At 61.0% G+C, this 12,414-nt stretch carries 13 protein-coding genes; 9 read left to right on the forward strand and 4 right to left on the reverse strand.

Features of this window, described 5'->3' with window-relative positions; translation table 11 throughout:
* The first annotated feature begins 38 nt into the window (after nucleotides 1–38).
* From AC07XB_RS38270 to AC07XB_RS38310, 9 genes are all read left to right on the forward strand, one after another.
* A complete protein-coding gene (locus AC07XB_RS38270; protein WP_492833054.1) occupies nucleotides 39–758 on the forward strand; it encodes an SDR family NAD(P)-dependent oxidoreductase in 720 nt (239 codons plus the stop codon).
* Between the two features lie 43 nt (nucleotides 759–801).
* Complete coding sequence (locus AC07XB_RS38275; protein ID WP_492833056.1) at nucleotides 802–1,875, forward strand: Ldh family oxidoreductase; 1,074 nt, start codon at nucleotides 802–804, stop codon at nucleotides 1,873–1,875.
* Between the two features lie 10 nt (nucleotides 1,876–1,885).
* Complete coding sequence (locus tag AC07XB_RS38280; protein ID WP_492833057.1) at nucleotides 1,886–2,569, forward strand: amino acid ABC transporter permease; 684 nt, start codon at nucleotides 1,886–1,888, stop codon at nucleotides 2,567–2,569.
* Between the two features lie 27 nt (nucleotides 2,570–2,596).
* Nucleotides 2,597–3,244 (forward strand): amino acid ABC transporter permease, encoded by a 648-nt coding sequence (locus AC07XB_RS38285; protein ID WP_492833059.1) that lies wholly within the window; start codon nucleotides 2,597–2,599, stop codon nucleotides 3,242–3,244.
* Between the two features lie 33 nt (nucleotides 3,245–3,277).
* Nucleotides 3,278–4,006 carry an amino acid ABC transporter ATP-binding protein gene (locus tag AC07XB_RS38290; RefSeq protein ID WP_492833061.1) on the forward strand — a complete coding sequence of 243 codons (729 nt, stop codon included), beginning with the start codon at nucleotides 3,278–3,280 and terminating at the stop codon, nucleotides 4,004–4,006.
* A 46-nt stretch (nucleotides 4,007–4,052) separates the two neighbouring features.
* On the forward strand, nucleotides 4,053–4,853 hold the full coding sequence (locus AC07XB_RS38295) for a transporter substrate-binding domain-containing protein (RefSeq protein WP_492833063.1): 801 nt from the start codon (nucleotides 4,053–4,055) through the stop codon (nucleotides 4,851–4,853).
* 33 nt (nucleotides 4,854–4,886) lie between these two features.
* Nucleotides 4,887–5,024, forward strand: coding sequence for a hypothetical protein (locus tag AC07XB_RS38300; protein WP_492833065.1), 138 nt, complete (start codon nucleotides 4,887–4,889; stop codon nucleotides 5,022–5,024).
* A 45-nt stretch (nucleotides 5,025–5,069) separates the two neighbouring features.
* Nucleotides 5,070–5,291, forward strand: coding sequence for a hypothetical protein (locus tag AC07XB_RS38305; protein WP_492833067.1), 222 nt, complete (start codon nucleotides 5,070–5,072; stop codon nucleotides 5,289–5,291).
* Between the two features lie 348 nt (nucleotides 5,292–5,639).
* Nucleotides 5,640–6,470, forward strand: coding sequence for an IclR family transcriptional regulator (locus tag AC07XB_RS38310; RefSeq protein WP_492833069.1), 831 nt, complete (start codon nucleotides 5,640–5,642; stop codon nucleotides 6,468–6,470).
* 342 nt (nucleotides 6,471–6,812) lie between these two features.
* On the opposite strand, the gene AC07XB_RS38315 is transcribed toward AC07XB_RS38310, so the two are convergent.
* The 4 genes from AC07XB_RS38315 to AC07XB_RS38330 all read right to left on the reverse strand — a co-directional run bounded on the left by AC07XB_RS38315 (nucleotide 6,813) and on the right by AC07XB_RS38330 (nucleotide 11,426).
* A complete protein-coding gene (locus AC07XB_RS38315) occupies nucleotides 6,813–8,096 on the reverse strand; it encodes an MFS transporter (protein ID WP_492833071.1) in 1,284 nt (427 codons plus the stop codon).
* Between the two features lie 301 nt (nucleotides 8,097–8,397).
* Complete coding sequence (locus tag AC07XB_RS38320; RefSeq protein ID WP_492833073.1) at nucleotides 8,398–9,960, reverse strand: UxaA family hydrolase; 1,563 nt, start codon at nucleotides 9,958–9,960, stop codon at nucleotides 8,398–8,400.
* A gap of 212 nt (nucleotides 9,961–10,172) precedes the next feature.
* The gene (locus AC07XB_RS38325; RefSeq protein ID WP_492833075.1) at nucleotides 10,173–10,895 is read right to left on the reverse strand and encodes an SDR family NAD(P)-dependent oxidoreductase; all 723 of its coding nucleotides are present in this window, start codon (nucleotides 10,893–10,895) and stop codon (nucleotides 10,173–10,175) included.
* 3 nt (nucleotides 10,896–10,898) lie between these two features.
* Nucleotides 10,899–11,426 (reverse strand): 2,4'-dihydroxyacetophenone dioxygenase family protein, encoded by a 528-nt coding sequence (locus AC07XB_RS38330; RefSeq protein ID WP_492833077.1) that lies wholly within the window; start codon nucleotides 11,424–11,426, stop codon nucleotides 10,899–10,901.
* Nucleotides 11,427–12,414 lie beyond the last annotated feature (988 nt).

Here is a 12,414-nt window from a genome sequence, read left to right on the forward strand (position 1 = left end):
TGACTGCCTGCCGCCACGGCTCTTTTCTTTGGATCCCCATGACTTTCCAGCCTGACCTCTTCAAGGGCAAGCATGCCCTCGTCACTGGTGCGACCCAGGGCATTGGCGCCGCGGTGGCCAACGCCCTTGCCGCACTCGGCGCCAGCGTGACAGCAGTCGGTATCGATCAGGGCGACGGCTCGCTCGACACCCGCGTCGACGTCTGCCTGGCAGACGTGAGTAACGAAGCCGATGTGGCTACGCTATTCGGGAAACTGTCCACGCTGGACATCCTGGTGAACTGTGCCGGCATCATTCGTCGCGGCGCGGAGCATGATGTGGCGGTGTTCGAGCAGGTGATTGCGGTGAACCTGACGGGCACGATGCGCATCTGCAGCGCCGCCCGTCCCCTGCTGGCGACGCGGCGCGGCGTGATCGTGAATACGGCTTCGATGCTCAGTTTTTTTGGAGGCGCATTGGTCCCGGGATATGCCGCCAGCAAGGGGGGCATCGCGCAGCTGACGAAGTCGCTTGCACTGGCCTATGCCTCCGACGGCATCCGTGTGAACGCCGTCGCGCCGGGATGGATCGCCACGCCGCTCACGCAGGCGCTGCAGGAGGACCAAGCGCGCAGCGGCGCCATCTTGCAGCGCACGCCGCTGGGTCGCTGGGGCAAGCCCGAGGACATCGCGGATGCCGTGGCCTTCCTCTGCGCTCCAGCAGCTGCCTTCATTACCGGGGTCATTCTGCCGGTCGACGGTGGTTATCTGGTCGCCTGAAAAACCCCGGCGCGCCTCACGCGCCCTAACTCAAGGAATTTCGATGTCAAGCCAACCCCCAGCCACCACACGCCATGACGCCGCCGCACTGCGCACGATGGCGCAGGCCATGCTCGAGCGCGTAGGCATGCCTGTCGACCGGGCCGCCGACGTTGCGGAGATCCTGGTCGAAGGCGATCTGATGGGCCATGACACGCACGGCCTGCAACTGCTGCCCACCTACCTAGCCGAGATCGAAAGCGGCAGCATGGCGGTCAAGGAGGACTACGACGTGCTGGCCAACCGCGCCGCCGTGTCGACCTGGGACGGCAAGCGCCTGCCCGGCCCGTGGCTGACGCTGCGCGCGATGGAATGCGCGATGGCGCGGGCACGCAACTACGGCACCGGCACGGTGACCATCCGGCGCGCCCACCATATCGCCTGCTTGGCCGCTTACCTGGAGCGGGCCGCGCGAGCGGGCTTCGTGATGCTGCTGTACTCTTCGGCGCCGGCGGCCAATTCGGTGGCGCCATTCGGCGGCACCCGTCCGGTGTTCTCGCCCAGCCCGATGGCCGTGGGCTTTCCCACGCCGCAGGGACCGGTGCTGATCGATGTTTCGACCTCCATCACCACGGTCGGGATGACCACCCGGCTGTACAAGCAGGGCAAGCGCCTGCCACACCAGTGGCTGATCGACGAGCACGGCAATGCCAGCGATGACCCTGCCGTCCTGTTCCCGCCGCATGCGGGCTCGATCCTGCCGCTGGGCGGCCTGGACGCCGGCCACAAGGGCTATGCGCTGTCGCTGATGGTAGAGGCGCTGACGGCCGGCCTCTCTGGCCATGGCCGCGACGATCCGGGCAAGAACTGGGGCAATACCGTGTTCCTGCAGATACTGGATCCATCGGCCTTTGCCGGCGAGGAGGCCTTTGCGGCACAAATGGGCTGGATCGCGCGGGCCTGCACCGACAACCCGCCACGGCCGGGCGTGGATCGCGTGCGCCTGCCGGGGCAGGGCGCGCTGGAACGCAAGGCGCGCCAGCTGCGCGATGGCGTGGCGCTGAACCCGGCCATCCTGCCGCTCCTCCAGCCCTGGCTGGAGAAGTTCGGCATGTCCGCCCCGGTGCCACTGGCCTGAGCATCAGCACATGAATTACGAATTCGACTTCAGCTTTCTCGCGACGCATTGGCGCGCACTGGTCGACGGCATGCTGCTAACCCTGCGCATGGCCTTCACCACCATTGTGCTTGGCTTCGTCGTCGGCGTGGCGCTAGCCGTGGCCCGCACGCAGGGCGGCCCCCTGCTGCGCAAGGCGGTGGGTTTCTATGTGGAGGCGCTTCGCAACACGCCGCTGGTTGTCCAGGCCTTCTGGCTGTTCTTCGGCCTTGCCGCGATTCAGGTTCGGGTGCCGGCGCTCGCGGCGGCGGTCATTGCGCTGGTGATCAATGTGTCGGCCTACACCGCCGAGATCGTACGGGCCGGCATCGAGTCCGTTCCGCGCGGCCAGTTGGAAGCGGCATCCTGCCTGGGAATGTCACGCTGGAAGATGCTGTGCCTTGTCATCCTGCCGCAGGCGGTGGAGCGGATGTACCCAGCGCTCATCAGCCAGTTTGTTCTGATGATGCTGGCCACTTCCATCATGTCGCAAATCTCCGCAGAAGAGCTGACGGCAGTAGGTTACGTCATCCAGTCCGAGACCTTCCGCGGCTTCGAGATCTATCTCGTCATCGCCGTCGTCTACCTCGCCATGTCCTGGCTGCTGCGGTTGACCATGGCCGGCCTAGCCAACGTTGTGTTCCCCCGCCGTCGTCGCCTCAAGACACCGCTCTGAGTCCACAGCCCACACAAGGAAAACAGAATGCTGTTCGGAATCTCGCTCGACCAGATCGGCTTTATCTTTAAGGGGGCTGGCTGGACGCTGGTGCTGGCGCTCATGGGCTTTGTCGGCGGATTGCTGGCGGGCCTACCGATCGCGCTAGCGCTCAGCCGCGGCCGCTGGCTGTTGCGCGGCGTGGCCGGTGCCTATGTGAAGCTGATCCAGGGCATCCCCCTGCCAGTGATCATGTTCCTGTGCTACTTCGGTATCAGCATCGCAGGCTTCGAACTGCCCTCGCTGGTGGCAGCGGGACTCGCCATGACGGCCTATGCCAGCGCCTACCTCGGCGAGATCTGGAAGGGCTGCCTCCAAGCCGTCCCGCGCACGCAGTGGGAGGCCGCTGAATGCCTGGCACTGCGGCCGCTGCAGCGAGTGGTCCATGTGATCTTGCCGCAGGCAGTGCGCATCGCTATCGCGCCGACAGTGGGATTTTTGGTGCAGATCGTCAAGAACTCCTCCTATGCCGTTGTCATCGGTTTCTTCGACCTAACCTACTCCGCACGGGTGGTGAACAACTCCACCTTCAAGCCCTTCGTGGTCTTCACACTGGCTGCGCTGCTGTACTTCGCGATTTGCTACCCGCTCTCTTCGCTGGCATACCGCCTCGAAAAGCGCCTGGCCCGGCGCTGAGCATGGCCAGTGTACAGAATAAGGATATTTCCCATGGATGACATCGTCCGCTTTCACAAAGTCTGCAAATCGTTCGGGGACGTGCAGATCCTCAAGGATGTGAACTTCTCGGTCGAGCGCGGCCAGGTGGTCGCGCTGATTGGCCGCAGTGGCTCGGGCAAGACCACGGCGCTGCGCTGCATCAACGGCCTGGAGACCATCCAGGGTGGCGAGCTGCATGTTTGCGGCCGGGCCATGCATTCGGGTACGGTCGACCTGCTGGCGCTGCGCCAAGAAGTCGGCATCGTGTTCCAGAGCTACAACCTTTTCCCCCACCTGACAGTGCTGCAGAACGTGACCCTGGCGCCGCGCAAGGTCAAACGCATGCCGCGCAAGCAAGCCGATGACCTGGGTATGCAGATGCTGCAGAAGGTGGGGCTGGAAGAGCGCGCCCACTACTACCCGGAACAACTCTCCGGCGGCCAGCAGCAGCGCGCGGCCATCGCGCGCTCGCTGGCCATGGAGCCCAAGCTGATGCTGTTCGACGAAGTGACATCCGCCCTTGACCCTCAGCTCACCGGCGAAGTACTGCGCGTCATCGAGCGGCTGGCTCAGGACGGCATGACGATGGTGCTGGTCACCCACGAGATGGCTTTTGCCCGCTCGGTAGCTGACCAGATCATGTTCATGCACCAAGGCATCGTCTGGGAGCGTGGCAGCGACGACCTGCTAAGCCACCCCTCGACTCCAGAGCTGCAGCAGTTCGTGGCCAATGGCTTGTGAGCCGGGCAGCCATTTCACTTTTCACTACAATCAGGAGACACGCCCCATGAAGCTCACCCGACGCCTTTACTTCGCCCTGGCCGCGCTTTCGCTCGCCGCAGGCGCTACAGCGGCACACGCTGCCAACTCGCTGGACACCATCAAGCAGCGCAAGACGATCCTGGTTGCGGTAGATATTGGCGCGCCGCCCTATGGCATGATTGACGACCAGGCCCAGCAGGTGGGTTCCGACGTCGAGGCGGCAAAGCTGCTGGCGAAAGATCTGGGCGTGGCGCTGCAGATCGTTCCGGTCACTGGTCCGAACCGCGTGCCGTTTCTGCTCAGCCGCAAGGCCGACGTGGTGATGGCCTCCTTCTCCATTACCGAGGACCGCAAGAAAGTGATCGACTTCTCCGAGCCCTACGGCGTGGTGCCGATCGTGGTCGGCGGGCCGGCGTCCGCCAAGGTCACGTCCTTCGCTGACCTATCTGGCAAGACCATCGCAGTCACCCGCGGCACCACGAGCGACCAGGAACTGACCCGCGGCAGCAAGGGGGTCCCAGGCGTCGGCATCGTGCGCTACGAGGACGATGCCACCACGAACACCGCCGTGGCCACCGGACAGCAGGATTTCATCGCCACCCCGCCCAGCGTGATCTCGGCCGTGAAGAAAGCCAACCCGTCGCGCGACATCGTCCCGAAGTTCGCCGTGAAGGCCTACCCGTACGGCGTCGGGCTGCGCAAGAACGAGCCCGAGCTAAAAGCCTGGCTCGACGGCTGGGTCAAGACCAACCTCAATAACGGCAAGTTGAACGAGATCTACAAGCGCTACTTCGGCATGCCACTACCGTCGGAAGTGCTCCAGTAAACCGCGCAGAGGCCACACTTCTTCACTACCACCATGCAGACACCCACCCCAGGATTCTCCACGCTTTCTTCCTCCATGCTCGGGGTTGCGCGCGCCATCCGGCTGCACCGCTGGGACGACGTCGTCATGTCGCTGGGCCAACTGGTGGCCGGCACGCCTGTCCCTTCGTAATGGACCACCGTGGCCGGGCGGATTCCGCCCGGCCACAAGATGGCCATGCGCGCCATCGCGGCGGGAACGCCGGTCCGGAGCTACGGGCAGATCATCGGCTTCGCGAGCCGAGCGATCAGGCCAGCACGTGCATACACACAACCTGTGCTATGGGCGATTTCGCCCGCGACTACGCTTTCGGCAGGGAGCCGTCGTGGAACCAGTCCGCAATCTCAGAAGTGTGACGCGGTCTCTCTATGGCGAATCGATGCAGCAAAGGATGGGTAAGCGGAACGTGGGCGGTGACAACATGCTTGTATTGTGCGCTTGCATGTCCGATTTAGGATCTGAGTTGGACCCACCGAGCTCGTAGGTTTTGAGCCAAAATCAGGCTACCCTGGTATGGCTCATGGCACCAGACCAGCGGTCCCTGGGTAACGCGCAACACCGGGGGGGGGCGGTTGCATACCAGTTTCGAGATGCTCTACGATCCAGAACGGCGCCATTCGGCACTCAGCCACGCTAGACCCCGGTACAATTCGAGACAGTTCAAAAAATGTAGGTCGGTGCAAACCGGCAGCCGTCCCTTCGAGCGGATGTGATTCCCCGAAGAGTTTGTCCTATCTCAGATTCGCTATGACCAAATCGTCGTCGCCCGCACCACGGGCATCCTCGCAGATTGCCGGAACGGCCGCATTCTCCAAGTTCATGCACTTACTGCAGCTTGTGGCCGATACGCCTGAGCCATTGACCATCGCGGAACTCAGCAAGCTGAGCGGCTATCCGCGCCCGACTGTTTATCGTACTGTGGCCGCTCTGGTCGCGGAGCGACTACTGGAGGAGAGCCCTCAATCAGGCCGACTGGCACTCGGGCCGCGTCTGATTCAATTGGCTAACCGGAGTTGGGGGCGGTCGGAGTTGCGGCTGGCGTCGGTAGAGGATCTCAAACAGCTGCGCGACATCACAGGCGAAACAGTCCATTTGGCGGTGCTGAATGGTCACCACATGGTTTATGTGGAAAAGCTGGAGAGCCCGAGTGCGGTGCGCATGACTTCGCGTATCGGAACAAACGTCTCTCTCCACTCCACGGCGGTAGGGAAGGCCTATCTCGCCGCGCTCGACGACATCGCCTGCGATAAGTTGCTGCAGGAGTTGCCACGTCCCTTCACTCGCTACACACCCAATACCATCACCACACTAGCTGGCCTGCGCGCCCAACTGGTTAATATACGCAGTCGCGGCTGGTCAGTTGACGAGGAAGAACAAGAAGCTGGTATCTATTGTTTTGGTGCAGCCATCTTTGGACGTCAAGGGCAGCCCATTGCCGCAATCAGCGTCAGCACTTTGCGTTTCCGCCAAAAGGAAGATCCTTTGCAAGCCTATGTGCAACCGTTACTGGAAACCTGCAGAGTCATCTCTCAGCGCATCGCCGAGACACCAGCCTTTTCCGAGACGGACTCTTTCTGAGAGGCGCGCTGTTATTGTCACTGAGATCTATTTCATCGCAGATTGACCATTTGGGCTCGTCTTACCAAGTGCGTGCAGTTTGACCTCCGCCCTATGATGTCCACAGGCGCTCGAAATCGTTAACACGGAAGTGCTCGGTTAACGCCTCGAGAAACAGACGAGCCTTTGCTGGCAGGTTGAGACGAGTGCACCAAACCTGCTAGCTCGGACAACCCCGACATCGTCGAAGCCACCCAGCTTCGCTGAAAACGGACTACTCGTCATGCCTTAACAATTCAGACGCACGTCATGCAAGCTGGGGCAGCGCAGCGAAGTCCATCTGCCCCAGTCGCAATCTGCGGCTCAACCGACAGAGCGTACGCTGCCACCGATTACAGGCTGGACCTCCTGCGTCGGGAAGGGCTCGATCTTTCCGACAATGACCAAGTAGCTAAACGCGCCGAGCAAGCACGCACCACCTGCTAGCATCAACGGAATCGCGAACGAACCCTTCGTCATCTCAACCATCACCCCCGTGAACGTAGTGATAACAATCCCAGCGAGATTCGACGCAAAGTTTTGAATACCGGCGATCGAGGCAACATGGCGGGAACTCGGCGCGACGTCGCCTGGTAGCGACCAGATGCTGGCGCCTGTAAATGCGAGACTGCCGTAGGAGATCGCGAGGAAGGTAAGCACCAGGTGGATTTCCGACGTGAACGCGGACAGTGTGATTGTGGAGGACATGAGCAATCCGGCAACCATGCAGGTCTTCCGTGCGGCAGTGAGGCTCCAGCCACGGCGGTAGAGCGCGTCCGATACGTAACCACCGAGCCAGCCGGCAGGAATTGCAGCAAGCGCCGGAATCATGCCGAGCGTGCCAAGAGACTTCAGGGAAAGGCCATGTGTCTCGACGAGATAGCTCGGAAACCAGGTAATGAAGAAGTAGTTTGCCACGTTAAAGCAGAAGAACCCCAGCATCATCCCCCACATCGTCCGATGGCGGAAGAGGGATCCCCACGTAACTTCCTCACCCGAACCCGCCTGCACATTGGCTGCTGCATTTGGCGTAGCGGATTCGAAGTCCTCCGGGTTCCGATAGATGATGAACCAGCCAACCACCCAGACAACGCCCAGCAAGCCGGTCAGAAAGAACGCCGCTTTCCAACCCAGCGTACTTACGATGAGAGCAACCAGCGGGATGGACAGTGCCGATCCAACACGTGCGCCACTGTCGAAGATGCTTGTTGCGAAGGCTCGCTGTTCCGGACGGAACCATTGGCTGACAAGTTTGGAGCACGAAGGATATGCACCTGCCTCACCAATCCCCAGCAGCAAGCGACAGCCAAACATAGTGCTGAGGCTCGACACACCTGCGGTAACCGCTGTCGCCACCGACCACCAACCAACGGCGAGTGGCAGAGCGACGCGCGAGCCGATTTTGTCGACGAGCCAGCCTGCCGGCATCTGCATAAACGCATAGGTCCAGAAGAAGCCGCTCAGGAGCAGCCCCATTTGGGATGGCGTGATATGAAGATCCCTTTGGATGTCGTGCGCTGCCACGGCCAGATTCGCGCGGTCGACGTAGCTGATCGCGATCGCCAGAAAGCATAGGGAAACTACTACCCAACGCATGTTTCGTTTCATGGATGTCTCCTTGGGAGCGAGGGCCCGCTCACGCGAACGCGGCCCTTGTCGCGTGACTTGCGGCCACGCGATCTCTGCTCTTGCCTAAATCGATTGGAATACGAAGGTGTGCCTGAAGGGGGCGCAGTCGCAACGCAACCTTTGCCTTCGTGATAAAAATGTGGGAAGTACAGTGCTAACCCACCTAATATTTAAGGGGTCTGAACGCTATTCCTGCGCCACTTATTGGAAGGGAATATCAGGAGTGCACGCGCTTTTTCTAAACGCGTGTCTTCATCGCCATTATTAAATTAGCCGGACGTCAGACGGTCGCGCCGATATTCCAGGGGACGAATTCCTGCTGACCATATCCGTGACATTCGCTACGCGAACGCTCTCCAGACGCGAGGTCGAGCAGTCGCTGGAACAATTCCGCGCCCTTGTCGGCAATGGTTCGGCGGCCTTCCAGGATTTCGCCGCAGTTCAAGTCCATGTCGTCCGCCTGCTTTTCCCACAACGCGGTGTTCGTGGCCAATTTGAAGGAGGGCGACGGAGCGCAACCATATGCCGATCCGCGGCCCGTGGTGAAACAGATGAGGTTGGCGCCGCCGGCCACCTGGCCCGTGGCAGAGACGGGATCGAAGCCTGGGGTATCCATGAAAACTAGGCCACGCGCACGCACCGGCTGGGCGTACTCATAGACGTCCATCAGCGCAGTCGAGCCGCCTTTGGCAATTCCACCGAGCGACTTTTCCAGGACGGTGGTCAGGCCGCCAGCCTTATTTCCAGAGGAAGGATTGTTGTTCATTGCCGCGCCATGGCGCTCGCAATAGCTCTCCCACCAACGAATGCGTTCCACGAGCTTGTGGCCGACTTCAGGCGTTATTGCCCGGCGAGTAAGAAGATGCTCGGCACCATAGATCTCGGGCGTCTCCGAGAGAATGGCTGTGCCCCCATGTTGAACCAACAGATCAACGGCAGCGCCGAGCACGGGGTTAGCCGAGATTCCGGAATAGCCGTCCGAGCCACCGCACTGCAATCCAACAATCAGGTGGCTTGCGGGAACCGGTTCGCGGCGCACTGCATTGGCGGCCGGCAGCATCTCGCGGATCAACTCGATGCCACGCGAGATCGTCTTCGTAGTACCACCCGTGTCCTGAATAGTGAAGGCGCGCAGGCGATCACCGTTCTCCAAGCCTTGGGTCTCCAGTAACCGCGGAATCTGATTCGTCTCACATCCGAGGCCAACAACTAGCAAGCTTGCGAAATTCGGATGACACGCGTACCCGCCCAGCGTTCGCTGCAGGATGGACAACGCCTCCCCTTCGGAATCCATCGCGCAACCGCTGCCATGGGTCAATGCAACCACACCATCTACGTTGGGATAATCTGCAAGGGCAGCCGGGTTGATGTCGCGACGGAAATGGTCAGCAATGGCACGTGCCACGGTCGCCGAACAGTTCACGGACGTCAGGATACCGATGTAGTTTCGCGTGGCTACGCGCCCATCGGCGCGAACGATACCTTGAAACGTAGCGGGCACTTGCACTGGCGCGGTAGGTCGAGCATCCTCGCCGAACGCGTAGTCGCGCGTGAATTCGCCCATGACCAGGTTGTGCGTATGCACGTGCTGACCGGGTTCGATTGCCTTGCTGGCAAAACCGATGATTTGCCCGTAGCGGCGTACGGCGGCGCCTGGCGCAATGGCTCGCGTCGCCATCTTGTGGCCAGGCGGAATCAGTCCTGCCACAGTGACGCCTTCTGTCGCGATATGCGTGCCGGTGACCAACTGATCGAGCGAGATCACGACATCATCGAGTGCGTGAAGGCGGATGACGCGCGGGGTCCGGGTGGAAGCGGAGGGGGGTTCGAAGGAGGTCAGCATGGGGACTCAGGATCAACCTTTCGTGTTACTGGGGCAATCCGCCGGCAAAGAATGCCGCGGGGGCGCTTTCTGATGTTGTGACAGGCCTTTTCCAAAACCTGTGTATGCAATCGCTAAACCAGCTGTTGCGTTCTGCATCTGCTTCTTCGAAGTTCACCGCGTCTCTGCATACGGCAAACCACTAGGCTTTCACCGGCAATCGCTTATCTTCCTTAGTAGGTCGCACGACCGCCGGACAAGTCAAAGACGGCACCGGTATTGAAGGTGCATGATCCCGAGCATAGCCATGTGACGAGTTCGGCTACCTCGTCGGATTCACCCAACCTGCGCATCGGACTCTTGTCGATCATGGTTTGCACATGCGCCGGGGACATTTGTTCCAATAACGTGGTCCGGACGGCGGCGGGTGCTATGGCATTGACGCGAATGTCGGTCTCGGCCAACTCCTTTCCGAGCGCTTTGGTCATCGCGATGACACCTGCCTTGGCCGCACTGTAGGCTGACGCATTTGGCGTGCCTTCCTTGCCGGCGAGCGACGCAACATTGACAATGCGACCGATTCCCGCACGCCGCATGGCCGGCACGACCGCTCTGCAGACGTTGAAGGTTCCCACTAGGTTGACGTTGACGATCCGCTCCCAGACAGCCGGGTCGTAGCTATCCAGCGGTTGCGTGGGACCCGCAAAGCCCGCGTTGTTCACGAGGATGTCAATCTTTCCGAATTCAGCGAGAGTTTGCTCGCAGGCCTGAAAAACGCTGTCGGCATCCGCTACATCTACCTTCCATTCGTTCCCGGCGCCGCGTGGTGCGAGGTCCCATACGGCAACCTTGGCGCCGTGACCAGCCAATTGCTGGACGATGGCGGCGCCGATGCCCGATCCACCCCCTGTTACGACAGCCACGAGACCGGAAAAATCGTAAGTTGCGGTTGTCATAGCTTAGCGAATGAATTGGTTGACATAGCCTTCACCGAGTCCAACCTCGGTGAAGTGCTTTTTGCACATTTCGATCTTCGTGAAGACGTCCTCGTAACCGTTTCCTTTGCCCCAAGGGTCCGTGTAATACATGATCCCATTGACCTGAAAGAACGTGATCATTTCCTCAACATCGGGAGGCACGTACAGCGTATGGGTTTCACCAGGGGGCTCGAAGACATAGCTGCCCTCCGTCGCTTCCCAGTCGTGCTCGAGATATTTCCAGCGGCCCTTGAGGACAAAGCCATGAACGGCTTGCGGATGGCGGTGGCGGCTTAGCACGCCGGATTTCCGGACACGCAACAGGTTCATCCAGTAGCCTTGGCTCGCGTTCAGACACAGAGGGCGGAACCAGACGTTTTCGGCTTGGGGCACCCAGAGCCGCTCGTCCGTCGGAATCGCGTTCGGGATGACGATTTCCGGCAGCGCTTCCTTGGGGTTGGGATACTGATAGGGAACCATGGGCTGGTCATCAGGCTGATCGATTGGCATGGTGTAAATCCATAATGTGGACGAAAGGTTCAGAATATGGACTAAAGTTTAGACGCGAGGAGGGGCAATGGCCTACTAGGGTTTTCGCTAGGGGGCCAGCCAATGCTGTGCGAAATGCACCCGAAAGCGCTTTTGCCGGCGTGTGGTCGGACATGCCAACTCGGCGCGCTGGCGGCGGGGAGGGCGCCGGTTGGCATCTCGCCCTGTACCGGTTACAGACACCGCTGTGATAACAATTGGCTGGACAAGCGCGGGCGCTGCGAAGCTTGCGCCGCACAAGGCGAGTGGGACGAATGGGATGCCGAATTGCGCGCCGTACGCGCACACATGGCTGGCCTGATCGCACAGGCGCCTCTGTCCCACGTACTGGACTGGCCTGGACGCGAACGCCGAGATCATCGAGATCGCCATTCCTGACGGCGCCGGCGTTGCTCTGCTGGACATGCTGGTGAGGCCGTCCCAGCTCGTCTCGTCGCAGGCCTGGGACGTGCTTGGCATCACGGGCCTCAACGTGGCGTCTGTACTGCCCTGGACTGCAATCGGCGAGCAGGTTGCTCGCGAGCCGCTTCGTGGTGGCGCATCACGCTGAATTCGACCACGCATGCTGCAATAAACCTGCATGCGCTACGGTATCCCGCTGATACCCGTCAAGGTCGAGTGCACATGGAACTGCTGAGCGTACTGAACCCAGCGCACGCCACAATCTCGTCGAGCGTGGGCGTGTCCCGCCCCTCAGGTTCCTTCGTTTCATACGCCAGCGCGATCAGTTGTAGTCGCGCTTCGCGGGTGATGCGTGGCGGACGGCCGTTGCGCTCGCCCTCGCAATGCCGACCGCCGTGTCCAGATCGGCGCCGACAATGCCTGCAGCCTGGCTTCGGCGCTTGGAGTCAATCGCATTCACGGTAGAGGTAATCTCGGGCCCGCTCAGCGATGCATTCGAACCTAGATGGGCCATCTCTTGTGCTCAAAGAGAGCAAAGGCGCGACGC

The organism is Cupriavidus sp. GW821-FHT02F09, assembly GCF_059421605.1.

Bases quoted from the DNA above. Each gene is read 5' to 3' on its own strand.
- AC07XB_RS38310 (WP_492833069.1), top strand. From the start codon at position 5,640: ATGACCAAATCGTCGTCGCCCGCACCACGGGCATCCTCGCAGATTGCC.
- AC07XB_RS38305 (WP_492833067.1), top strand. From the start codon at position 5,070: ATGCGCGCCATCGCGGCGGGAACGCCGGTCCGGAGCTACGGGCAGATC.
- AC07XB_RS38330 (WP_492833077.1), bottom strand. From the start codon at position 11,426: ATGCCAATCGATCAGCCTGATGACCAGCCCATGGTTCCCTATCAGTAT.
- AC07XB_RS38290 (WP_492833061.1), top strand. From the start codon at position 3,278: ATGGATGACATCGTCCGCTTTCACAAAGTCTGCAAATCGTTCGGGGAC.
- AC07XB_RS38320 (WP_492833073.1), bottom strand. From the start codon at position 9,960: ATGCTGACCTCCTTCGAACCCCCCTCCGCTTCCACCCGGACCCCGCGC.
- AC07XB_RS38270 (WP_492833054.1), top strand. From the start codon at position 39: ATGACTTTCCAGCCTGACCTCTTCAAGGGCAAGCATGCCCTCGTCACT.
- AC07XB_RS38315 (WP_492833071.1), bottom strand. From the start codon at position 8,096: ATGAAACGAAACATGCGTTGGGTAGTAGTTTCCCTATGCTTTCTGGCG.
- AC07XB_RS38300 (WP_492833065.1), top strand. From the start codon at position 4,887: ATGCAGACACCCACCCCAGGATTCTCCACGCTTTCTTCCTCCATGCTC.
- AC07XB_RS38275 (WP_492833056.1), top strand. From the start codon at position 802: ATGTCAAGCCAACCCCCAGCCACCACACGCCATGACGCCGCCGCACTG.
- AC07XB_RS38295 (WP_492833063.1), top strand. From the start codon at position 4,053: ATGAAGCTCACCCGACGCCTTTACTTCGCCCTGGCCGCGCTTTCGCTC.
- AC07XB_RS38280 (WP_492833057.1), top strand. From the start codon at position 1,886: ATGAATTACGAATTCGACTTCAGCTTTCTCGCGACGCATTGGCGCGCA.
- AC07XB_RS38285 (WP_492833059.1), top strand. From the start codon at position 2,597: ATGCTGTTCGGAATCTCGCTCGACCAGATCGGCTTTATCTTTAAGGGG.
- AC07XB_RS38325 (WP_492833075.1), bottom strand. From the start codon at position 10,895: ATGACAACCGCAACTTACGATTTTTCCGGTCTCGTGGCTGTCGTAACA.